16 protein-coding genes, 4 tRNA genes and 3 rRNA genes are annotated in these 22,564 nt (G+C 45.1%); 16 read left to right on the forward strand and 7 right to left on the reverse strand.

Translation table 11 applies throughout. The annotated features are described in order from the left end of the window. Positions 1 to 388: 388 nt before the first annotated feature. The 9 genes from OCU56_RS00085 to OCU56_RS00125 all read left to right on the forward strand — a co-directional run bounded on the left by OCU56_RS00085 (position 389) and on the right by OCU56_RS00125 (position 8,629). Positions 389 to 1,943: ribosomal RNA gene (locus OCU56_RS00085) — 16S ribosomal RNA — on the forward strand. Positions 1,944 to 2,150: 207 nt separating this feature from the next. Then, positions 2,151 to 2,227, forward strand: a tRNA-Ile gene (locus tag OCU56_RS00090). 111 nt (positions 2,228 to 2,338) lie between these two features. Beyond that, positions 2,339 to 2,414, forward strand: a tRNA-Ala gene (locus tag OCU56_RS00095). A 336-nt stretch (positions 2,415 to 2,750) separates the two neighbouring features. Further along, a 23S ribosomal RNA gene (locus OCU56_RS00100) occupies positions 2,751 to 5,640 on the forward strand. A 119-nt stretch (positions 5,641 to 5,759) separates the two neighbouring features. Next, a 5S ribosomal RNA gene (gene rrf, locus OCU56_RS00105) occupies positions 5,760 to 5,875 on the forward strand. The 16S, 23S and 5S rRNA genes sit together here with 4 tRNA genes alongside, the layout of an rRNA operon. Positions 5,876 to 6,122: 247 nt before the next feature. Then, positions 6,123 to 6,199, forward strand: a tRNA-Asp gene (locus OCU56_RS00110). 77 nt (positions 6,200 to 6,276) lie between these two features. Then, positions 6,277 to 6,353, forward strand: a tRNA-Trp gene (locus OCU56_RS00115). Between the two features lie 138 nt (positions 6,354 to 6,491). Then, positions 6,492 to 7,527 (forward strand): IS630 family transposase gene (locus tag OCU56_RS00120; protein WP_261873592.1). Its coding sequence is split into 2 segments (ribosomal slippage): positions 6,492 to 6,950 and positions 6,952 to 7,527, totalling 1,035 coding nucleotides; the frame shifts between segments, so codons are not numbered across the junction. Positions 7,528 to 7,605: 78 nt separating this feature from the next. Further along, a protein-coding gene (locus tag OCU56_RS00125) for an IS630 family transposase (protein WP_261873061.1) occupies positions 7,606 to 8,629 on the forward strand; the annotation gives its coding sequence in 2 pieces (ribosomal slippage) (positions 7,606 to 8,052 and positions 8,054 to 8,629; 1,023 coding nt in all). Positions 8,630 to 9,092: 463 nt separating this feature from the next. On the opposite strand, the gene OCU56_RS00130 is transcribed toward OCU56_RS00125, so the two are convergent. From OCU56_RS00130 to hemC, 4 genes are read right to left on the reverse strand one after another with little or no spacing between them, the layout of a single operon-like run. After that, the gene (locus OCU56_RS00130) at positions 9,093 to 10,271 is read right to left on the reverse strand and encodes a heme biosynthesis HemY N-terminal domain-containing protein (RefSeq protein ID WP_261873593.1); all 1,179 of its coding nucleotides are present in this window, start codon (positions 10,269 to 10,271) and stop codon (positions 9,093 to 9,095) included. After that, complete coding sequence (locus tag OCU56_RS00135) at positions 10,268 to 11,422, reverse strand: uroporphyrinogen-III C-methyltransferase (protein ID WP_261873594.1); 1,155 nt, start codon at positions 11,420 to 11,422, stop codon at positions 10,268 to 10,270. Before OCU56_RS00135 ends, OCU56_RS00130 begins: the two co-directional genes overlap by 4 nt. Next, positions 11,422 to 12,168 carry a uroporphyrinogen-III synthase gene (locus tag OCU56_RS00140; RefSeq protein ID WP_261873595.1) on the reverse strand — a complete coding sequence of 249 codons (747 nt, stop codon included), beginning with the start codon at positions 12,166 to 12,168 and terminating at the stop codon, positions 11,422 to 11,424. Before OCU56_RS00140 ends, OCU56_RS00135 begins: the two co-directional genes overlap by 1 nt. Positions 12,169 to 12,173: 5 nt before the next feature. After that, positions 12,174 to 13,109, reverse strand: coding sequence for a hydroxymethylbilane synthase (gene hemC, locus OCU56_RS00145; RefSeq protein ID WP_261873596.1), 936 nt, complete (start codon positions 13,107 to 13,109; stop codon positions 12,174 to 12,176). Positions 13,110 to 13,442: 333 nt separating this feature from the next. Here hemC and OCU56_RS00150 point away from each other — a divergent pair, with 333 nt between their 5' ends. Then, positions 13,443 to 15,965, forward strand: coding sequence for a class I adenylate cyclase (locus OCU56_RS00150; protein WP_261873597.1), 2,523 nt, complete (start codon positions 13,443 to 13,445; stop codon positions 15,963 to 15,965). A gap of 18 nt (positions 15,966 to 15,983) precedes the next feature. Here the strand turns inward: OCU56_RS00150 and cyaY are convergent, their stop codons facing one another. Then, on the reverse strand, positions 15,984 to 16,298 hold the full coding sequence (cyaY, locus tag OCU56_RS00155; protein ID WP_261873598.1) for an iron donor protein CyaY: 315 nt from the start codon (positions 16,296 to 16,298) through the stop codon (positions 15,984 to 15,986). A 73-nt stretch (positions 16,299 to 16,371) separates the two neighbouring features. Between cyaY and lptM the strand changes: the two genes are divergently transcribed. The 6 genes from lptM to OCU56_RS00185 are packed head-to-tail and all read left to right on the forward strand — an operon-like array spanning position 16,372 to position 20,947. Next, positions 16,372 to 16,497, forward strand: coding sequence for an LPS translocon maturation chaperone LptM (gene lptM / locus OCU56_RS00160; protein ID WP_261873599.1), 126 nt, complete (start codon positions 16,372 to 16,374; stop codon positions 16,495 to 16,497). A gap of 22 nt (positions 16,498 to 16,519) precedes the next feature. Next, positions 16,520 to 17,773 carry a diaminopimelate decarboxylase gene (gene lysA / locus OCU56_RS00165; RefSeq protein WP_261873600.1) on the forward strand — a complete coding sequence of 418 codons (1,254 nt, stop codon included), beginning with the start codon at positions 16,520 to 16,522 and terminating at the stop codon, positions 17,771 to 17,773. A 9-nt stretch (positions 17,774 to 17,782) separates the two neighbouring features. Continuing rightward, the gene (gene dapF / locus OCU56_RS00170) at positions 17,783 to 18,613 is read left to right on the forward strand and encodes a diaminopimelate epimerase (protein WP_261873601.1); all 831 of its coding nucleotides are present in this window, start codon (positions 17,783 to 17,785) and stop codon (positions 18,611 to 18,613) included. Between the two features lie 15 nt (positions 18,614 to 18,628). Continuing rightward, positions 18,629 to 19,330: a DUF484 family protein gene (locus tag OCU56_RS00175; RefSeq protein ID WP_261873602.1), complete on the forward strand. Its 702-nt coding sequence runs from the start codon at positions 18,629 to 18,631 to the stop codon at positions 19,328 to 19,330. Continuing rightward, complete coding sequence (gene xerC, locus OCU56_RS00180) at positions 19,311 to 20,231, forward strand: tyrosine recombinase XerC (protein ID WP_261873603.1); 921 nt, start codon at positions 19,311 to 19,313, stop codon at positions 20,229 to 20,231. Before OCU56_RS00175 ends, xerC begins: the two co-directional genes overlap by 20 nt. Next, positions 20,231 to 20,947 carry an HAD-IA family hydrolase gene (locus tag OCU56_RS00185; protein ID WP_261873604.1) on the forward strand — a complete coding sequence of 239 codons (717 nt, stop codon included), beginning with the start codon at positions 20,231 to 20,233 and terminating at the stop codon, positions 20,945 to 20,947. Before xerC ends, OCU56_RS00185 begins: the two co-directional genes overlap by 1 nt. Here the strand turns inward: OCU56_RS00185 and OCU56_RS00190 are convergent. Beyond that, positions 20,930 to 21,523: a tRNA-uridine aminocarboxypropyltransferase gene (locus OCU56_RS00190; protein WP_261873605.1), complete on the reverse strand. Its 594-nt coding sequence runs from the start codon at positions 21,521 to 21,523 to the stop codon at positions 20,930 to 20,932. The genes OCU56_RS00185 and OCU56_RS00190 overlap by 18 nt on opposite strands. Continuing rightward, the gene (locus OCU56_RS00195; protein ID WP_261873606.1) at positions 21,523 to 22,539 is read right to left on the reverse strand and encodes a hypothetical protein; all 1,017 of its coding nucleotides are present in this window, start codon (positions 22,537 to 22,539) and stop codon (positions 21,523 to 21,525) included. The genes OCU56_RS00190 and OCU56_RS00195 overlap by 1 nt, the downstream gene beginning before the upstream one ends. Positions 22,540 to 22,564: the final 25 nt, after the last annotated feature.

Here is a 22,564-nt window from a genome sequence, read left to right on the forward strand (position 1 = left end):
GACACGGCAACAGCGACAACGCTTCGCAGTGTTTCAGTAGGCTAAGTAGCTGGACAATTTGAGTTTAACTTCTCTTCGAAAATAAATTCAAAAAAGTGTTTGACACTGAAGTTCAAAGCGCTAGAATAGCCGTCCACTTGAGAGGTAAGCCTCGAAAGTACGCTCTTTAACAATTTAAACCTATCAATCTGTGTGGGCACTCGTTGATGATAATCGAAAAGATTTATCAATGAACTGAGTGACCAATTTGATACTTCGGTATCGAGCACAGTCAATTCATTATCGTTCTGTTGGAACGATAATAGCTTTAAAATTACTTCTTACTTTCGAGTAAGGAACAGTTTTGAAGTCAGTATTCATTGAGCCGTTCTTCGGAACACAAAAACTTTAATTGAAGAGTTTGATCATGGCTCAGATTGAACGCTGGCGGCAGGCCTAACACATGCAAGTCGAGCGGAAACGACAACATTGACCCTTCGGGTGATTTATTGGGCGTCGAGCGGCGGACGGGTGAGTAATGCCTGGGAAATTGCCCTGATGTGGGGGATAACTATTGGAAACGATAGCTAATACCGCATGACGTCTACGGACCAAAGAGGGGGACCTTCGGGCCTCTCGCTTCAGGATATGCCCAGGTGGGATTAGCTAGTTGGTGAGGTAATGGCTCACCAAGGCGACGATCCCTAGCTGGTCTGAGAGGATGATCAGCCACACTGGAACTGAGACACGGTCCAGACTCCTACGGGAGGCAGCAGTGGGGAATATTGCACAATGGGCGCAAGCCTGATGCAGCCATGCCGCGTGTATGAAGAAGGCCTTCGGGTTGTAAAGTACTTTCAGTCGTGAGGAAGGCATATAAGTTAATAGCTTATGTGTTTGACGTTAGCGACAGAAGAAGCACCGGCTAACTCCGTGCCAGCAGCCGCGGTAATACGGAGGGTGCGAGCGTTAATCGGAATTACTGGGCGTAAAGCGCATGCAGGTGGTTTGTTAAGTCAGATGTGAAAGCCCGGGGCTCAACCTCGGAACCGCATTTGAAACTGGCAGGCTAGAGTACTGTAGAGGGGGGTAGAATTTCAGGTGTAGCGGTGAAATGCGTAGAGATCTGAAGGAATACCAGTGGCGAAGGCGGCCCCCTGGACAGATACTGACACTCAGATGCGAAAGCGTGGGGAGCAAACAGGATTAGATACCCTGGTAGTCCACGCCGTAAACGATGTCTACTTGGAGGTTGTGGCCTTGAGCCGTGGCTTTCGGAGCTAACGCGTTAAGTAGACCGCCTGGGGAGTACGGTCGCAAGATTAAAACTCAAATGAATTGACGGGGGCCCGCACAAGCGGTGGAGCATGTGGTTTAATTCGATGCAACGCGAAGAACCTTACCTACTCTTGACATCCAGAGAACTTTTCAGAGATGAATTGGTGCCTTCGGGAACTCTGAGACAGGTGCTGCATGGCTGTCGTCAGCTCGTGTTGTGAAATGTTGGGTTAAGTCCCGCAACGAGCGCAACCCTTATCCTTGTTTGCCAGCACGTAATGGTGGGAACTCCAGGGAGACTGCCGGTGATAAACCGGAGGAAGGTGGGGACGACGTCAAGTCATCATGGCCCTTACGAGTAGGGCTACACACGTGCTACAATGGCGCATACAGAGGGCGGCCAACCAGCGATGGTGAGCGAATCCCAAAAAGTGCGTCGTAGTCCGGATTGGAGTCTGCAACTCGACTCCATGAAGTCGGAATCGCTAGTAATCGTGAATCAGAATGTCACGGTGAATACGTTCCCGGGCCTTGTACACACCGCCCGTCACACCATGGGAGTGGGCTGCAAAAGAAGTGGGTAGTTTAACCTTTCGGGGAGGACGCTCACCACTTTGTGGTTCATGACTGGGGTGAAGTCGTAACAAGGTAGCCCTAGGGGAACCTGGGGCTGGATCACCTCCTTATACGATGATTACTCACGATGAGTGTCCACACAGATTGATATGGTTTAGAAAAGAGAAAGATAAATCAATAATATTGAGTTATTTATGCAAAGCAGTTTTTCTTAGTTCAAGGAAGGCAAGCGATGAAGGAAGGAGCATACATGAGTATGTGACTGACTGAAGAGCGCAGTCCTGACGCGGAAATAAGGAAAAATGCGTAGCAGAAATGGGTCTGTAGCTCAGCTGGTTAGAGCGCTCGCCTGATAAGCGGGAGGTCGGTGGTTCAAGTCCACTCAGACCCACCAATCTTTCTGATAGCTGCGTTAACTAGCGCGTTGCATACTAAGGTATGCGGCCTTACTAGTTGCCTTGCTCTCAAAAAGATTACATATAACTGATTTATCTCATCTACAGATGGGGCTATAGCTCAGCTGGGAGAGCGCCTGCCTTGCACGCAGGAGGTCTGCGGTTCGATCCCGCATAGCTCCACCATCTTTAAGTGTTCTTATTTCTTTTAAATAGAAAGTAGAATCTTTAAAAATGGTTTCGAAAGAAATTCATGCTCTTTAACAATTTGGAAAGCTGACGAATATTGTTTGATTAACAATATTCAAATTTAAAAGTTCTCAAATCCTAAGTCTTTAAGATTTAGGTACCAACACACATTCAAGTGTTCTTGGGAATAACATCATTGCCTGATGTTATTCAAATTTGAGTCCGGCAAAATCGAATGTTATCTCGCTCATAATAAAGAGATAACGCACCTTGGAAACGTCATACTACGCTGTAGCAAGCGTATTGCGTTAGCAAGACCCTTTGGGGTTGTATGGTTAAGTGACTAAGCGTACACGGTGGATGCCTTGGCAGTCAGAGGCGATGAAAGACGTAATAACTTGCGATAAGCCCAGATTAGGTAGTAATAACCATTTGAGTCTGGGATTTCTGAATGGGGAAACCCACCTGCATAAGCAGGTATCATTAACTGAATACATAGGTTAATGAGGCAAACCCGGGGAACTGAAACATCTAAGTACCCGGAGGAAGAGAAATCAACCGAGATTCCGAAAGTAGCGGCGAGCGAAATTGGATTAGCCCTTAAGCTTTTAATGACACAGACGAAGGCTCTGGAAAGTGCCGCAATAAAGGGTGATAGCCCCGTAGTCGACATGTTGTTTAAAGTGAAATCGAGTAAGGCGGGACACGTGATATCCTGTTTGAACATGGGGGGACCATCCTCCAAGGCTAAATACTACTGACTGACCGATAGTGAACCAGTACCGTGAGGGAAAGGCGAAAAGAACCCCTGTGAGGGGAGTGAAATAGAACCTGAAACCGTGTACGTACAAGCAGTAGGAGCGCCTCGAAGCGTGACTGCGTACCTTTTGTATAATGGGTCAGCGACTTAATTTTAGTAGCAAGGTTAACCGAATAGGGGAGCCGTAGGGAAACCGAGTCTTAACTGGGCGTCGAGTTGCTAGGATTAGACCCGAAACCAGGTGATCTAGCCATGGGCAGGTTGAAGGTTGAGTAACATCAACTGGAGGACCGAACCGACTAATGTTGAAAAATTAGCGGATGACTTGTGGCTAGGGGTGAAAGGCCAATCAAACCTGGAGATAGCTGGTTCTCCCCGAAAGCTATTTAGGTAGCGCCTCGGACGAATACCAATGGGGGTAGAGCACTGTTAAGGCTAGGGGGTCATCCCGACTTACCAACCCTTTGCAAACTCCGAATACCATTGAGTACTATCCGGGAGACACACGGCGGGTGCTAACGTCCGTCGTGGAGAGGGAAACAACCCAGACCGCCAGCTAAGGTCCCAAAGTATAGCTAAGTGGGAAACGATGTGGGAAGGCTTAGACAGCCAGGATGTTGGCTTAGAAGCAGCCATCATTTAAAGAAAGCGTAATAGCTCACTGGTCGAGTCGGCCTGCGCGGAAGATGTAACGGGGCTAAGCTATACACCGAAGCTGCGGCTGCATACTTTGTATGCGGGGTAGGGGAGCGTTCTGTAAGCGGTTGAAGGTGGTCTGTAAGGGCTGCTGGACGTATCAGAAGTGCGAATGCTGACATGAGTAACGATAAAGGGAGTGAAAAACTCCCTCGCCGGAAGACCAAGGGTTCCTGTCCAACGTTAATCGGGGCAGGGTAAGTCGACCCCTAAGGCGAGGCCGAAAGGCGTAGTCGATGGGAAACGGGTTAATATTCCCGTACTTCTTATAATTGCGATGGGGGGACGGAGAAGGCTAGGTGGGCCTGGCGATGGTTGTCCAGGTTCAAGTAAGTAGGCGGGTGGTTTAGGTAAATCCGGACCACTGTTAACGCTGAGATACGATGTCGAGTCGCTACGTGCGATGAAGTCATTGATGCCATACTTCCAGGAAAAGCCTCTAAGCTTCAGATTATAAGGAATCGTACTCCAAACCGACACAGGTGGTCGGGTAGAGAATACCAAGGCGCTTGAGAGAACTCGGGTGAAGGAACTAGGCAAAATGGTACCGTAACTTCGGGAGAAGGTACGCTCTTGGCGGTGAAGTCCCTTGCGGATGGAGCTACTAGGAGTCGCAGATACCAGGTGGCTGCAACTGTTTATTAAAAACACAGCACTGTGCAAAATCGTAAGATGACGTATACGGTGTGACGCCTGCCCGGTGCCGGAAGGTTAATTGATGGGGTTAGACTTAGGTCGAAGCTCTTGATCGAAGCCCCGGTAAACGGCGGCCGTAACTATAACGGTCCTAAGGTAGCGAAATTCCTTGTCGGGTAAGTTCCGACCTGCACGAATGGCGTAATGATGGCCACGCTGTCTCCACCCGAGACTCAGTGAAATTGAAATCGCTGTGAAGATGCAGTGTACCCGCGGCTAGACGGAAAGACCCCGTGAACCTTTACTACAGCTTGGCACTGAACATTGACCCTACATGTGTAGGATAGGTGGGAGCCTTTGAAACCTCGTCGCTAGATGGGGTGGAGGCAATCTTGAAATACCACCCTTGTAGTGTTGATGTTCTAACTTAGACCCCTAATCGGGGTTGAGGACAGTGCCTGGTGGGTAGTTTGACTGGGGCGGTCTCCTCCCAAAGAGTAACGGAGGAGCACGAAGGTGGGCTAAACACGGTTGGACATCGTGTGGTTAGTGCAATGGCATAAGCCCGCTTGACTGCGAGAATGACAATTCGAGCAGGTGCGAAAGCAGGTCATAGTGATCCGGTGGTTCTGAATGGAAGGGCCATCGCTCAACGGATAAAAGGTACTCCGGGGATAACAGGCTGATACCGCCCAAGAGTTCATATCGACGGCGGTGTTTGGCACCTCGATGTCGGCTCATCACATCCTGGGGCTGAAGTCGGTCCCAAGGGTATGGCTGTTCGCCATTTAAAGTGGTACGCGAGCTGGGTTTAGAACGTCGTGAGACAGTTCGGTCCCTATCTGCCGTGGGCGTTGGAAGATTGAAGGGGGCTGCTCCTAGTACGAGAGGACCGGAGTGGACGAACCTCTGGTGTTCGGGTTGTCATGCCAATGGCATTGCCCGGTAGCTAAGTTCGGAATCGATAAGCGCTGAAAGCATCTAAGCGCGAAGCGAGCCCTGAGATGAGTCTTCCCTGGCACTTTAAGTGTCCTAAAGGGTTGTTCGAGACTAGAACGTTGATAGGCAGGGTGTGTAAGTGCTGCGAGGCATTGAGCTAACCTGTACTAATTGCCCGTGAGGCTTAACCATACAACACCCAAGGGGTTTTGTGGACTCAAAGAAAGAACAGATTGAATGTGTATATAGACTTTTAAATAACAGTTTTCCGAATTATTAATATCTGCGTTATGCGGGTATTACAAAATTTGCTTGGCGACCATAGCATTGTGGACCCACCTGATTCCATGCCGAACTCAGAAGTGAAACACAATAGCGCCGATGGTAGTGTGGGGCTTCCCCATGTGAGAGTAGGACATCGCCAGGCTCCTATTTATTTTCACTTTTTTAAAAAGTGAAGACAAAAGGTATAAATTGTTGCTGTAACTTGCATCTTTCGATTATGCGATGCTCATGTACTAACGTACACTGCGCTTCTCTAATCAAAATCTGCGGCGCTACAACAACAATTTAAAGTTCAAAGCAGTCTTGATGTAAGACTTTGAATGAAGAAATAACCTTATAGGTTTTATAGCCTGTAAGTATGGACGCTCACTTAGTGAGTTGACCACTGCGGAGTGGTAGTTCAGTTGGTTAGAATACCGGCCTGTCACGCCGGGGGTCGCGGGTTCGAGTCCCGTCCACTCCGCCACTTATTTTAGAGAACCTCGCTTTGCGAGGTTTTTCTGAATCTGAAGTTTGATAATGTTTAGACTTCAACACAGTTTTAGGGGTGTAGCTCCAATTGGCAGAGCAGCGGATTCCAAATCCGCGTGTTGGGAGTTCGAATCTCTCCACCCCTGCCATAATCAAGGCTCTAACAGTAATGTTAGGGCCTTTTTTACGTTCTTAAGTAGGAGAAAAGAGCAACGGATTCCCCTTATACCATTCTGCCTAAAAATATGATCTAATTACATCATTCGAATATAGCTCACTTAACCGATATGAATGACTTAAGAAATACTGACTTTAAATCACTTGCCCGTAAACAAAAGTCGAATCAAATGAAGATGCGTTTACTTGCACTTTCTCACATACAAGATGGTCACTCACGAACACAAACTGCCAAGTTTCTTAAAGTGAGCCGAACAAGTGTTAATAAGTGGGTCGCCACTTTTCTTGAGCAAGGATTTGAAGGTCTAAAAGATAAACCTAGAACAGGTCGACGTTCTTATCTTTCATCTGCGCAAAAGCAGCAGTTATCCATATTTATTAATGAAAATTCCGTCAAACCATCAGGTGGTCGCCTGACTGGCATGGATGTCCGTAGTTATATCGAAGATCATTTTGGCAAAACGTATCACCTTGATTCCGTCTATGTACTACTGAAAAAGCTCGGCTTTTCATGGATAACCTCACGCTCAAAGCATCCTAAGCAATCCAAGCAAACCCAAGAAGATTTTAAAAAAATTCCAAATCGAAACGATCTTTAAGATCCCCGGCCATGTTGCTTTGAATACTGTCGATGTTTGGTTTCAAGACGAAGCTCGATTTGGTCAACAGAACACAACGACCAAATTATGGGCGACGAAAGGAACAAGGCCAGAAGCCATCCAGCAAAAACAATTTGAATACAGTTACCTATTTGGTTCCGTATGCCCTGGTCGAGGGATTGGTGAAGCTCTCGTTGTTCCGTGTGCCAATAAAGAAGTCATGCAATTGCATCTAGAGCAAGTCTCGAAAGCAACGTTATCTGGCAGGCACGCGTTAGTGGTTATGGATGGTGCAGGGTGGCACACGGAAGAGTTAGCAGACAATTTAGAGAATGTTTCGATTCTCAAAATTCCACCATATGCACCAGAGTTGAACCCTATAGAGCAAGTGTGGAGTTGGATGAGGCAGCATCACTTGGCGAATAAAACATTTACTGGTTTCAATGACATCGTAGATTGCGTAAGTAAGGCATGGAATGACTTCTTAGCCCTACCAGAACGAGTTACAAACATGTGCACAAGACAGTGGATTAATCTGACCAACTAATTAAGCAGAATGGTATTATACCAATTATACCAATTACATTAATTTTATGATCTAATGATTCATGTTTAAGGAGTGCCTATGAATCATGATTTTCAACGTCTAATCAATGCCACATCTAATGCTAGACTTAGAGTTCGTTATCTTGCTATTTCCCATTTTATTGATGGAAAAAACCGCACTGAGATCGCTCTCTACCTCAAGGTTAGTAGGGTGAGTGTGAATAAATGGGTTAAAGCTTATCTAGATGATGGGCTTGAAGGACTTCAAGAAAAACCACACTCAGGAAGACCTCACCGCCTAACTGAAGAGCAAAGACTGCAGCTTAAAAATCATGTTACAGACCACGCTATTAACGCTAGTGGAGGTCGCCTACAAGCAAAAGACATTGGCCTCTATATAGAAAGTAATTTTGGAATAAAGTACCAACAATCAGGTGTTTATCGGCTACTACATGAAATAGGTTTAAGCTGGATTACGACTCGGTCTAAGCATCCGAAACAATCAATTGAAGCCCAAGAAGCTTTTAAAAAAATTCCAAATCGAAACGATCCTTAAGATCCCTGGGCATATCCACTTAAAAGAAGTACTTGTTTGGTTTCAAGATGAAGCTAGATTTGGTCAACGCAATACCACAACCAAGATTTGGGCAGAAAAAGGGACTCGACCTAGAGCCGTTCAGCAGCAGCAATTCGAGTACGCTTATTTGTTTGGAGCCGTTTGTATCAATACGGGCGAAGCTGAAGCTATTGTTTCACCGCTAAGCAATATGGAGGTAATGACGAAGCACCTTGAATTAATCTCGACTGCGACCCCTACAGGCAAACATTCCGTGGTTATTATGGATCAAGCAAGCTGGCATCAAACATATTTAGCCAATCATTTTAAAAACATCACGATAATCCATATTCCGCCATACTCACCAGAATTAAACCCGATAGAGCAAGTTTGGCAATGGCTTCGACAGTACAAGCTAGCGAATAGGTGTTTTGAAAACTATAACGATATAGTGAACTCAGTATGTAGCGCTTGGAATAGTTTTTGTGAAGATAAACGCAGGGTCCAATCTCTCTGTTTTAGAGATTGGACTCAATTGATAAATTAATTAATGGAATTGGTATAACAGTAATGTTAGAGCCTTTTTTACGTTCTTAAGTAAGAGAAAAGAGCAGCGGATTCCCCTACATAAGAGCGCACGTGTTTGGAGTTCGAATCTCTCCACCCCTGCCATGATTAAGGCTCATATCGATAGATATGGGCCTTTTTTACGTTCTTAAGTAGGAGAAAAGAGTAGCGGATTCCCCTACATAAGAGCGCGCGTGTTGGGAATTCGAATCTCTCCACCCCTGTCATTATTAATGCTCTAATAGTAAATATTTTAATGAAGTAATAGTGGGGTAGGTAAGGCTTGCTTGAGGGTTTGCAGTAAGGGGGGGGTCTTTGTATTTAAATAGCTAAAGCATTGAGGGTGAATAGGATCTTGGTGGTGTGACTGTTGTTGTCGCTGTGTAGATCAATTTAAAGCAATTAAGCCGTTGTGTGGCTTAATTGCTTTGAGTTTTTTGGCGTTACTTACTCAATAAGAGTAATGCTTTTTGTGATACCTCATTGGCCGCATTGGTGTAGTCTTGTTGGTGTAGTGCGTTGGCAAGTTGACCGTAGTCGTGTGCACTTGGACGCAGTTTTAATGCGGATTCAAAGTAACCTTGAGCATCAGCCCATTTTGCTTCTAACATGAGAATTTGCCCAATAACACTATATAAGTCTGCATTGTTGTCGAACTTCTTCTCTAGCTTTTTAAGGTGTTTAAGCACTGAGTGCCAGTCGGTGATGTTTAGGGTGACAAATATATTGAGTAATTCGGCTTGTGGAGATTTTTCAGTGGCTTCAGTGAGTACTGTAATCGCGGTTGAATCTGCTCCTCGTGCAATGAGTGCAGAAGCAAAGGTTACGATTACCTCGCTTTCTGCTTGCATACTTCTTGATAGGCTATCCCAGTAGCGAATAATGCCATCCACACCTTGTTGGGTGGATAATTCGGTGATTCGTCCAGCGTGTGCCTTCACTGACAGAGAGTAAGACTCGGCTTTGGATATCCCCTTGACCTTTTTTAGTGTTGGAAGCAATTCTAGTAGTGGTTGCCAGCAATTTAATTGGATGTAGCACACTTTTAACAGATTAAGTAATCGAGGATTTTCAGGGTAATCGTGTTTTAAGCTAGATAGAACATCAAAAGCACTGGCAAAGTCGCCCTCTGCCATTGCTTGCTTACCTTTGGTTAATCCAATGGCTAGGTCTGAGTGTTGCTGTTTTGCAGCGAGTGCAAAGTACTTATCGCGTTTATCATGTTTACCCAATTCGTGAGCTGCTTCTGCGGCAACTAAGTAGCAAAGTAGGGGCATGTCGTGAGAGTTAGACCAGCGTGTGACCTTTTTCTCTGCAGTATGCCAATCCCCTTCGATAAGTTTGATGATGCCCTCATTGGTTAAGCGGCGGGCTTTTCTCATTTTCCTATTACTGAACCAATTCCAAGTGGCGCTGGAAGCTTTAAGGGAACGTTTAATTAAGAATTCAGCGAGGAACAGTGCGACCAAAGCTCCAATCACAAAGATCACTAGGGTGGTGACACTCATTTCTATGGTGTAGTTGGCTAATGAAATCAGGACATATCCTTGTTGGCCTGCGTATTGTGTACCGACAAACAGTCCTACACCAAGAGCGATAAAAACAAAGAGTAGACGAATCATTTGTTTTCCTCCGTCGCAATTGTCGTTACTTCTCTACGTAGACGTTCACGAATAATATCTGCAATCAGCTGACTAGTTTCCAGTTTAGCTGGAAAGGCTAAGTCAACCTTTGCTTTAGAAAGCGTTGCCAGTGAGTTATCAAACTCTGTAACAGATTTTGCATCTTGATCAAGATAGGTTTGGCTCCACTCTAAGGCGACGTTCAGGCTTTTTTGGTAAATCGCCTCTTGTTCTGAGTAGGTGGCTTTAATTGCTGTTTCAAGTTTTGCTTTGATATTTTCGCGTAAGTAAAAGTGTTGCTGTGGTGATAACAAAGGTACCGCGCTACCATCCCTTACTCTGAATGTAATGAAATGCTCTGCGAAATTCGTCAATGAAGTTGAAAGGTTACTCTTCCAGTCTTGGATATCCTTAGAAACATGCTTTTCTGCAGTATCTGGTGTTTCTGGCAAGATGGCGTTAGCCAATGGCAGTGTATCAACCTGCTCTTGCAGTGCGATTAATTGTAATGCGATGCCGTCTTTATCAACTAAAGGTAAACCTCGCAGTTTTGTTATGTCATTAGCCATAGCTTGGCGTAGTGGTACAAGGCTTGGGTCATTGAGGGTTGCGATGCGTTGGTCGGCAGCTTCCATTAACTTGGTTGCGGTAACTAAGTCATGCTCTAAGAACAGCTTACGTCCAGCGAGTTTAACTAAGTAGTCTGCTTCGGCTAACAGCCAATCATTAGGGCGACGGCCTTTGACATCGGAGATGGCTAACTGAAGGCTTTCGATACTTTTTTGTTGTTGCGCCATTAAGACTTCGGTTCTATTAACGGCTTCATCAGCCGCTTTGCTGCTGGCTTGTTGTGTTTCTTGTAGTTGGTTATTAATGGTTTTTTGTGCTGTGACGAGTTGGCTAGAGACCGAGGAGAGTTGCTGTTGTAGAGCTTGGTTTTGTTGATTTATATAAAAAAAACCGCCCCCAGTCGTGATTAAAGAGATGATCACAGCAGCAATGGCAATGCGTTTTGCTTGCTTGTTGGGTTGAGCATTTTTATTCGACTTCTCGTTCTTCGAGGCCGGTGCTTTTTTTGGCTTAGGCGAAGTTGCAACGGGCTCACTCTTGCTAACTTGATTGTCGTTATCGAGTTTTTTGTCGTCAGTCATTATATTTTCCTATGTAATTCGCCTTGAATGCTGTTAACGATGGTTTGATTGGATGCACCTTGTAGATTATGGATATGAACAAAGCCTAGCTGTAAGGCTAATTGCACAATCCGATCACTGGGAACCATCAACTTTAAAGAGTGTAACCAATTTTTATGCTGGGTAGGTATTTGTTGTGCAAAGAATTTTAATTGTTCAAAACTGGTAACGATTAAAGTATCTATTTTTAGTTGCTGCCAACCCGTTACCTCCTTATGCCCATCAAAGTGATTCCATTGGCGAAAGTAGCTTTCAATATAAGCCACTTGAGCGCCCGACCGCTGTAGTTCCTCGAAGATAAGCTCTCGACCGCCATCCCCACGTAAGATGGATATTTTGCGGTTTTTTAATGGCTGACGTGATAATAATTCGAGTAAGCCCTCACTATCTTCAGAGGAAGGGAAGTTTGGCTGATGTTGAGCGGTGCTGTGTAAGCAAGAGGCCGTCTTAGATCCAATCGCAAAGTACAAGCCTAATGGAGGCCAGCTTTTTCCGTTTTGTTTGAGCCACAGATCGGCATAGGAAACGGCAGGTTGGCTAACGGCGATGATAATTTCAGAATCGAGCAGGTGTGCAAGGTTGGCCGAAGTGAGTGTAGATTGTTGGAATGAAACAACGGAGCAGTATTGGCTTACTACTCCTAGTTGTTGCAAGGCGCTACAGAGTTCCTTGGCCGCTGGTTGAGGTCGGACAATGAGCGCCTTCATCTCATTTAGCCTTGGCTATATACTTGGCTAAGAATGTCTTTTGCCCCGTCACGCAATAGTTCTTGAGCTAGCGCCTCGCCTAGGGCGACAGCTTGTGAGCGTTCTCCGCGGATTTCTGCTTTGATAATTTCACTACCATCGGGTCTTCCGACTAACCCTCTTAGATAGAGTTGGTTGTCAGGAGTAATAACGCAATAACTACCAATTGGTACTTGGCAACCGCCTTCAAGGGCAAGGTTCATTGCGCGCTCAGCAAGCACTCGGTCAGAGGTATCACGGTCGTTGAGCGGTTGGATTAATTGTAAAATACGTTCATCCTCAACACGACACTCAATGCCAACGGCTCCTTGCCCTACAGCAGGAAGAGAGGATTCTGGTTCAAGGTAACTGGCAATTCGCTGTTCCAGTTCGAGTCTTTTTAATCCAGCAGCAGCAAGGATTATGGCATCATATTGGCCGTCATCCAGTTTACCTAGACGGGTGCCAACATTACCGCGTAATTCTTTGATAATGAGATCGGGGCGAGCAGCGCTGATTTGGCATTGGCGGCGCAAACTGCAAGTTCCCACCACTGACCCTAGTGGCAGCTCATCAATATTATTGTAAGTATTGGAAACAAAGGCATCTCTTGGATCTTCGCGCTGACAAATGACGGCAAGCCCCAGCCCTTCAGGGAAATCCACTGGCACATCTTTCATAGAGTGCACAGCAATATCGGCGCGCCCTTCTAGCATGGCGACTTCTAACTCTTTTACAAATAACCCTTTACCACCCACTTTAGCTAATGGGGTGTCTAGGATGATATCTCCCTTAGTCACCATAGTGACCAGTTCAACATTCAAATCGGCATGAATGCTCTCTAGACGAGATTTAACATAGTGTGCTTGCCATAAGGCAAGAGGGCTTTTTCTAGTGGCTATTCGTAGAGTTTGTTTTTGCATAATTGAGCTAACAAGATGAGAGATAAATAGATTCTATCATTGCTTGCCATAATTATTCATCTGCTAGAAGACAAGGGGGTGATGCGGGTTGAGATAATTTTAATTTTCATGCTTGTATGTGACTGCTGTCACGTTGGTTGAGCGTAATTGATGTCATTGATGTGACCTTTTGTTGCTTTCAGTTATCCTGCTTTGCTCAGCGCTACCACACATTGCGAATGGGCGATTTTCTTTACCTACTAACCATAAAGTGTTAAATTGGTCACGTTTTGTGAGGTTTTAGTGTAAAATTAAAGCGCTCATCGTTTTCATATTTATATTTGGGAAGTTGAATTGCTGGAATACACTCGTACATTAATCGATAGACTCGATACGTTGAATGACCAACGTAAACATCGTGCTCTAGATATGATGGATGTTCAGGGCAAGCATGTATTTTCGCTTATCCCTCTTTTACTGCATTATAATCACTCTTCCCTAGCAGGTTACACCTGTGAATCTGTGCCTTGTGGCATCTTTGATTTTTCTCCAGATATTAACCAACAAGCCTTTTTACAAGGTCGTGCTCGCACTTGTGGGGAAGACATTCCAGCCCCAGTCGATGTCGAAATCTTGGCACTCTATACTATGGGCAGCACGTCTTCTATTGGACAAAGCCTAACCAGTGATCTTGATATTTGGGTGTGTGTTTCTCCGGAGATGCCTGCAAATAAGCGCAATGCGTTAGCGGACAAATGCTTACAGATTACCGAATGGGCACAGCAGCAAGGCGTTGAAGCTAACTTTTTTTTGATGGACGATCAGCGCTTTAAAGTGTCCAACAAAAGCGAAGCTATGACGGGCGACAACTGCGGTTCTTCGCAGCACATGTTGTTATTGGATGAGTTCTATCGTTCAGCCATGCGCATGGCCGGTCAGCGATTATTGTGGAACATCGTTCCTCCTGAAATGGAAGGATGTTATGAGCAGTACGTCCAAGGGTTGTGCCAAAGTGGTGATATTAACTGCAATGAGTGGCTCGATTTTGGGCAACTTAATGCTATCCCAGCAGAAGAATATTTTGGCTCGAGCCTTTGGCAATTATTCAAAAGTATCGATTCACCTTATAAATCGGTGTTAAAGGCCATTCTTCTTGAGGCCTACTCTTGGGAATACCCGCAAACGCAATTGTTAAGTATTGATATAAAACGTCGCTTTTTTTCTGATCAGCCCGATTTACACGGCATGGATACTTATTACGCCATGCTGGAAAAAGTGACGAGTTACTTGCAAAAAATTGGCGACCAATCTCGCCTTGATTTGGTGCGCCGTTGCTTTTATCTCAAAACACATGAAAAGCTCTCCCAAGAACCTAAGCTAGGCTCGGTAATTTGGCGTCGTAACTTGATGCAAAAAATGGTCGTAGATTGGGGTTGGAGCGAGCATGATATCGCTGAGCTCGATACTCGTCGAGATTGGAAGGTTGAGCGTGTTAAAGTTGTACATCGTAACCTTCTTGATGCTTTGATGGAAAGTTACCGTAACTTAATTCAATTTGCCCGCCGCAATGACATAACCTCGGTTATTAGTCCTCAAGATATTTCGATTCTCGCGCGTAAACTTTATGCCGCTTTTGAAGTGTTGCCGGGTAAAGTGACTTTGCTTAATCAGCAGATCTCTCCTGATTTACATGAATCAGACTTGAGCTTTATTCAAGTTGAGGAAGGGCGAAGTAACCCGCAAGGTTGGTATCTATATAAGCAACCTTTGCAAGCTAAGTACATTATTGGACAAGCACCCATAGAGCATCACTTATCTCTAAGTAAGCTCGTTGCTTGGTCGTTTTTCAATGGTTTGATTACCGAGTCTACTCGTTTACATTCCGTTGTACGTAGTGCTGACATCGATATTGATAAGCTCTATCAGATGGTGAGTGACCTGAAGAACACTTTCTCGTTACGTAAACGCCGTCCAACTATGGAAGCCTTAGCGAGCCCTTGTGAAATTAGCCAGTTAGCGATGTTTGTTAACCTGGAGAACGATCCAACAGAAAAACTGTGCCAGCGACAGGTAAAAAAAGACAGACGCAGCGTTAACCTTTTCTCATGTGGAAAAGATGGCAAGAGCATGATTGGCAGTGTAGATCTGGTGTATAGAAACTCTTGGCATGAGGTGCGAACACTGCATTTCCGTGGTGAAACTAGCATTTTAGACGCCCTAAAAACCATCTTAGGTAAAATGCACCAAGATGCGCTACATCCTGAATCGATTGATGTATTTTGCTATAGCAAAAATTTCAGAGGCTTGATGCGCAACACTGTGTATCAATTACTTGCCGAGTGTATCGAACTACGTTTGAAGCCGGTTGAGCAAGAGAAACGCCGACGCTTTAAGGCGATTGGGGTTGGCAAGAAAATGTACGGTTTGTTCTTTGAACGCCGTGGCGTGTCCGTCCAAACGTTAGAAAACTCAGTGGATTTTTATCAGAGCATTTCAACCAATAAGTTGACGGGCTCTCCTCTTGAAAAGCTGAATAAAGAGCGCGATTTCTCTTTGCCTGATGTCATTGATGGATTTGCCAGTGAGGGACTGATCCAGTTCTTCTTTGAAGATACCGAAGGTGGCTTTAATATCTACGTCTTAGATGAGAATAACGTTGCAGAGGCGTACCACCGAAATGGTGAAGATAAAAATAATGTAGTGAGCGAGATTAATAACTTTTATACCAATGACTCTGATGTGATTGGAGAAAAAGCGAATTTTAATTTGCCACAATATTATCAAATTGTTCATCAGCACGATCAAGATAGCTTCATCGTGCCATACCGCAGTGATAACAACTTGCACTCAACGCCTTCAGCCATTGTAGGTGCTTAGCATGAAGTAGACTGACTTTTACGGCCAGTCTATCTCTTCACCCGCTTGCTTTTCACATTCCGCTTTCACTAGAGACAACAACTCAAAACCGGTCTTGGAACACATCCAAGCCCCATCTTGTAAAGAAAAGTGAAAACCTCCAGATTTAGAAGCAAGCCAGATCTCACGCATAGGCTCTTGCTTATTGATGATAATTTGCGTTCTATCTTCAAACTCTAAGGTCATTACGTTACCAGATATCTCAAAATCAATATCGGCGCCAGATTCTTCTATGGCTTGCTCAATTTTTTCGAGTTGTGCATCGGCCAATTGGTGAAACTCACTATCCTTCATGCATAGTTCCTATTGCTTTTATTAGTAGTGGTGCGATTATAGAGGTAAGTTTTAATATATCACCAACATCAACATGAAAAAAATTATCTCGTTATTGTGTTTAGGTTCAACATTACTCTTAGCCGGTTGTGGTCAAACTGGCCCTCTATATATGCCTAATGACTCGGGGCAGGATACTCCCGAACAGCCAGTACAATAGCTATTGAAGAAAGGAAAGAATCTTGGATTATTTTAATTATAAGGACGATGGTCAGCTTTGGGCTGAAGGTGTCTCTCTTGCTCAAGTGGCGGAACAGTTTGGTACGCCAACTTATGTGTACTCGCGAGCAACTTTAGAGCGCCATTGGAATGCTTTTGACCAATCTGTTGGTGAGTTCCCACATTTAGTTTGTTATGCAGTAAAAGCAAACTCCAACTTAGGCGTATTGAACGCCTTAGCTCGACTTGGCTCTGGTTTTGATATTGTGTCATTAGGTGAACTAGAGCGTGTGGTTGCCGCCGGTGGCGATCCATCAAAAGTGGTGTTCTCTGGCGTAGGTAAAACCGCCGTAGAGATTAAGCGAGCGCTAGAACTAAACATAAAATGCTTTAACGTAGAGTCAGAGCCGGAACTTGAACGCATTAGCCAAGTGGCTGCGCAATGCGGCAAAGTTGCTCCTATTTCTTTGCGAATTAACCCTGATGTTGATGCAAAAACACACCCTTATATATCAACAGGTTTGCGTGATAATAAATTTGGTATTGCCTTCGATCAAGCCCCGCGCGTGTATCAAGTAGCACAGAAAATGCCTAATCTAAATGTGGTGGGTATTGATTGTCACATTGGTTCTCAATTGACCGATATAGACCCTTTTATTGATGCCGTTGACCGCTTATTAGGTTTGATTGATAACTTGAAAGCACAAGGCATTACCATTAAGCACTTAGATGTAGGGGGAGGTTTAGGGGTCGTGTATCGAGACGAAATGCCGCCACAACCTTCGGACTACGCCAAAGCACTGTTGGCTCGTTTAGTTAATCATCCTGATATTGAGTTAATCTTTGAGCCAGGCCGAGCCATTGCCGCGAATGCGGGTGTGTTGCTAACTAAGGTCGAGTTCTTGAAATATACCGAGCATAAAAACTTTGCAATTATTGATGCGGCAATGAACGACCTTATGCGTCCAGCATTATATCAAGCGTGGCAAGATATTGTTCCGTTGTGCCCTCGAGAAGGTGAGACAACCACTTATGATTTAGTGGGTCCTGTGTGCGAAACGGGTGACTTCTTAGGTAAAGATAGAAACCTCGTTTTACAACAAAACGACTTATTAGCAGTACGCTCTGCAGGCGCTTATGGCTTCACTATGTCTTCAAACTACAATTCGCGTCCGAGAGTGGCAGAGGTCATGATTGACGGCGAAGAGATGCATCTTATTCGTCAACGTGAAAGCATTGAAAGTTTGTGGCAATTAGAAAGTATATTACCGGAGTAATCGAACAACATGCATTTCCATTTCTCTAAAATGCACGGATTAGGTAACGACTTTATGGTCGTTGACTGCATTACTCAAAATATATTCTTTTCTCCAGAATTGATTCGTCGTCTTGCTGATCGTCATACAGGGGTAGGCTTCGACCAACTGCTTGTGGTGGAAGCGCCTTATGATCCTGAAACCGATTTTCATTACCGTATTTTTAATGCGGATGGTTCTGAAGTTGAACAGTGCGGTAATGGTGCACGTTGTTTTGCCCGCTTTGTAGCGATGAAAGGTTTGACGAACAAGTACAGCATTAGTGTGAGCACTAAAAAAGGCAAGATGTTACTCAATTTGGCTGAGGACGATGAAGTCCGAGTCAACATGGGGGTGCCGGAACTTGAACCTAGTAAGATCCCTTTTAAGGCGAAACAAAAAGAGAAAACGTACATCCTGCGTGTAGGACAGCAAACGCTGTTTTGTGGGGCTGTGAGCATGGGTAATCCGCATGTTGTGACAACGGTGGATGACGTAGCATCAGCTAATGTCGAAGAGCTAGGGCCACTACTTGAATCTCACGAGCGTTTCCCCGAGCGAGTGAATGCCGGCTTTATGCAGGTGATTGATCGCAATAAAATTGCCCTTCGAGTTTATGAACGCGGCGCGGGAGAAACTCAGGCTTGTGGTAGTGGTGCTTGTGCTGCGGTTGCGGTGGGCATCTTACAGGGAGCCTTAGATGAAACGGTTCAAGTGCAGCTTACGGGTGGGAAATTAGTCATAGAATGGGCTGGACCTGGGCAACCATTGTATATGACAGGTAGTGCAACCCACGTTTTTGATGGCCAGATCAGCTGTTAAGTATAAGGATGAGCATTGGATTCCACAGCAAAAGAGTACCTTAGCCCTGCCGATATAGAGCAGTTCTTGTTGGATAACCCTGATTTCTTTGTCGGCAGAGAGCACCTTGTTGACTCTTTAACTATTCCGCACCAGCGCCAAGGTGCGGTTTCTTTATTTGAGTTACAACGAAGTCGTCTGCGTGAACAAGTACAGCAACTTGCCGATCAAAAAAATGAATTAATGGCAGTGACTCAGCGTAATGATGGTGTTTTTCGTCAGTTTATGGCTTTAGAAAAACGAGTTATGCGGGTGCATAATGCCGAGCAACTGATGAGTGAGTTACAACACCAAGCGGCGGAGCTTGATTTAAAAGTAGTGATTGGGGTTGTAGGGCATAGCTATGCAGAGCTGGCTCTTAAGCAAAGTAATTGGGCCTTGTTTAGTGAAAATAACATCGCTGATAAATACGCTTATTTAGGGCGAATTAAGCGCAGTGACCGTGAATTGATCTTTAAGGAAGGGACTCCTGTTTCTGAGCTTGGTTCGTATGCGGTGATCCCATTTGAACATCCTAATATAGAAGGGTTCCTGTGTTTTTGTAGTGAGGATGGTAGTCGATTTCAGCCAAGCCAAGACACGCTCTATTTGAATCACCTAGCTATGGTGATAGCCTACCAACTTAATCAATTACAATGGCAAAAGGTGGCAACACTGCATGTCCCAACCAATATCTAGCGTTTATCAAGTTTGGATCGACGCTTTCATTGCCTATCTCCATAATGAAAGAGGCATGAGTGAGCACACACAAAAAAACTATCAAAAACAGTTAACCATTATTGCCTTACAGCTGACGAGTTTTGGTGTAGAGAGTTGGCAAAAGCTTGATGTACCTTGGGTTAGACAGGTCGCAGCAAAAGGAGCCCGAGAAGGGCTAAAGCCGAATAGCTTAGCCACTCGCATGTCCTGCTTGCGCAGCTTTTTGGACTATTTGGTGTTAAAAGGTGAACTGGTGGCAAACCCAGCCAAAGGCATCAGCACTCCGCGCAATCATAAGCGACTGCCTAAAAATTTAGATGTTGATGAGACTGGGCAGTTACTCGATATTGATATGGACGATCCATTAGCCATTCGTGATAGATCCATCATGGAGTTAATGTATGGCACTGGGATGCGTTTGTCTGAATTGATCCAACTCAATGTTAAAAATGTACTCGGTGACCGTGGAGAGATTCGGGTCATTGGTAAGGGCAACAAAGAGCGAATAGTGCCTTTTAGTGGTGAGGCTAAGCGTTGGGTGTTGCTGTGGCTGAATACTCGTCCAAGCTTGCTGAAAATGGAAGAAGAAGCATTATTTATTTCCAAAAGAGGCACTCGAATATCGCATCGCAATGTACAGAAAAGAATGTCGGAATGGGGCATTAAGCAAGGGGTATCCAGTCATATTACCCCACATAAATTGCGCCACTCGTTTGCTACTCATATTTTAGAATCCAGTGGAAACTTACGTGCAGTGCAAGAAATGCTGGGCCATGAAAGTTTATCTACCACTCAGGTGTACACTCACCTAGACTTTCAACACCTTGCTCAAGCTTACGATAAAGCCCACCCTAGGGCGAAAAAGAAACCGGAGTCTTAATGCGTTTTTATCGAAGCCTAAACCCCATACAAGCGATGACCTTCGATTTGGATGATACCTTATACGATAATCATCCTGTCATTAGGCGCTTAGAACGGGATTTAAGAGTGTGGTTAAATCAACGCTTCCCATTACTACAAAAATACACGGAAAGTGACTGGCATGCTTGGAAGCGACAAGCATTGCAGCATAACGAGCTTTGTCGCCATGACGTCACTTTAGCGAGAGAGACACAACTGGCGTTTGCCTTTGACGAGATTGGCCTCGCTAAGCCAAGCCAAGCTGAGGCGGTTAAACTGACCATGCATCAGGTGGCGATTTTGCGAAATCGTGTAGAGATACCCGAAGCCACTTTTAACACTCTTGATAAGCTCGTGCGTCGATTGCCCTTGCTTGCTATAACCAATGGTAACGTGGATCTACAGCGGATAGGCTTGCAAGACTACTTTATCGATACGTTAAAAGCCGGGCCAAATGGCGCAGCGAAACCTCACCCAGATATGTTTGCCCAAGCGACCAGTATATTGGACGTGCCTGCCTCTTCTATACTGCACGTTGGGGATCATTTATATAGTGATGTACTCGGCGCTAAAAATGCGGGGTTGCAAGCCGCGTGGTTAAACAACTCAGCACTGGGTATTGAGTCGTTTAGTCAGGGGAAAATATTACCCGATGTGGAATTCACCGCCATTGAACAGCTACTGTATTTTGTTTGATTTAATCGCGTGGCCGTTTCTATCGGCTTGGAAGACCTGCAAGTAATAGTGTAAAAAATCATCAAGCTGTTGCGCTTGTTGATGTCGCCCTTCTGTACGCATCAGTTCTGTACCGACTTCACAGGTGCATAGATTACCTTCGTTTTGATTTCTTCTCAGGGTGTAGTTAGACGTTCCCGTTGGCTGCAGATGACATTGAGGTAATGCCTGTAACCAAGGGCTTTTCCGCCACATCTTTTTTGCTTCCTGCCAAGTGGCATCGAGCACGATATACAAAGGTTGTTCTGCTGACCTTTGATGATGACACTCTGTTATGGGTTGACTGTGCTCACTGGGAAATACTAACAGCGGATTTGGGTGTTCATCTATCAGAGTTAGCAACTCTTGGGGTGGCTCGGTTCTGCTCCACACAAATTGCTCTGCTGTGGATAAGGCGCTCAGCAATATCTTTCCCGTATTAGTGGCTCTGTTTAACTCATTGGGGTGGCACAGCAGTGCCACCTGGATAGAGTGCTGAAATTTTGGGTATTGCTCACACAGGCAGTGATGCTGAAACCCGCACACTGAACAGGCCATTACTGAGCCTTTTTCAGTGTGAGACCACCGTTGGTCAGTGGGTAAGTGGCGCCATTAATGCTTTCGTGCTGTGTAGATAGCGTATCTCCTTGTGCTTCAAACTCTCGAATGGCAATGACTTTTTGCCCTTGGTAGAAAACAGAGGTGACTTGGATGAGACCGCTATTGAGTGTTTGCCAGTGGCCTTTTTCTACGACATCGCTACTGCCATCACTATAAGAGTATCGGTTTTCGGCTTGGTGGTCGGCAAATAGGGTTAGAGTGATATTGGTACTGCTGTCTAAGTGTTGGGTGTATTGACCAATAAATTGCTCATCGACATGATTGGAATCGGTACGGCAACCAATGAGTGTTTTATCTTCGAGCTGTAATTGTGCACTCCAGCCATACACAGAGTCACTCATAGAGTCTCGACATACTTGCTGCTGGATATTGAGCTGACCTTTTGTTAACTGATAGTGTGAGCCATCGACATCTTGCTCTAGATTCGTCACAGGGAAAACCTGCGCTTGTTTCGCTTGAGTTAGGCTAACTGCATAGTTAGACACGGTGGCCGACCACGATGGTTCGTTGCCAAATACGCGATCTTCATGGAGTGGTTGCTGACAGCGTTGGGGGTTTTCCGCACTAATAATATTAAATTCCGTAACCACAAACTGGCTAGCAAACTCTTCAGCTAAGCCTGCAGTCGCAGGTTCAAAGTAGCCAAACACTTCCGCATACATAGGCTGATATGGTTTTGACTTTATGGATTCGGCCGCATTAAAGACAGCCTCTGGTAGTTTTAACCAATAAGTGGTATTGCTGTTGCAGGGTTGTATAGTGCGTGACTCATGCCCAATAACCACTTGGCCTCGCAATAGCACTCGTGCTGGCGCGTCGATATTGGGGAGCCGTGGTTGCGACGGTAATGCATCGTTTTCGATGCTAGTGACTGTGTTTTGCTGAGGCTCGGTACTACTACAACCGAGCAACATCATTGACGTTACAATAGCAAACAGTGCGCTTTTTTTCATTATTTAGCCTGCCGATGGGCGATGA

The sequence above is a fragment of the Vibrio rarus genome (genome assembly GCF_024347075.1).
Classification (GTDB): Bacteria; Pseudomonadota; Gammaproteobacteria; order Enterobacterales; family Vibrionaceae; genus Vibrio; species Vibrio rarus.

Excerpts from the sequence above, each read along its gene's own strand:
- OCU56_RS00130 (WP_261873593.1), bottom strand. The coding sequence starts at position 10,271 with ATGATTCGTCTACTCTTTGTTTTTATCGCTCTTGGTGTAGGACTGTTT.
- OCU56_RS00135 (WP_261873594.1), bottom strand. The coding sequence starts at position 11,422 with ATGACTGACGACAAAAAACTCGATAACGACAATCAAGTTAGCAAGAGT.
- OCU56_RS00140 (WP_261873595.1), bottom strand. The coding sequence starts at position 12,168 with ATGAAGGCGCTCATTGTCCGACCTCAACCAGCGGCCAAGGAACTCTGT.
- hemC (WP_261873596.1), bottom strand. The coding sequence starts at position 13,109 with ATGCAAAAACAAACTCTACGAATAGCCACTAGAAAAAGCCCTCTTGCC.
- cyaY (WP_261873598.1), bottom strand. The coding sequence starts at position 16,298 with ATGAAGGATAGTGAGTTTCACCAATTGGCCGATGCACAACTCGAAAAA.
- lptM (WP_261873599.1), top strand. The coding sequence starts at position 16,372 with ATGAAAAAAATTATCTCGTTATTGTGTTTAGGTTCAACATTACTCTTA.
- dapF (WP_261873601.1), top strand. The coding sequence starts at position 17,783 with ATGCATTTCCATTTCTCTAAAATGCACGGATTAGGTAACGACTTTATG.
- xerC (WP_261873603.1), top strand. The coding sequence starts at position 19,311 with ATGTCCCAACCAATATCTAGCGTTTATCAAGTTTGGATCGACGCTTTC.
- OCU56_RS00185 (WP_261873604.1), top strand. The coding sequence starts at position 20,231 with ATGCGTTTTTATCGAAGCCTAAACCCCATACAAGCGATGACCTTCGAT.
- OCU56_RS00190 (WP_261873605.1), bottom strand. The coding sequence starts at position 21,523 with ATGGCCTGTTCAGTGTGCGGGTTTCAGCATCACTGCCTGTGTGAGCAA.
- OCU56_RS00195 (WP_261873606.1), bottom strand. The coding sequence starts at position 22,539 with ATGAAAAAAAGCGCACTGTTTGCTATTGTAACGTCAATGATGTTGCTC.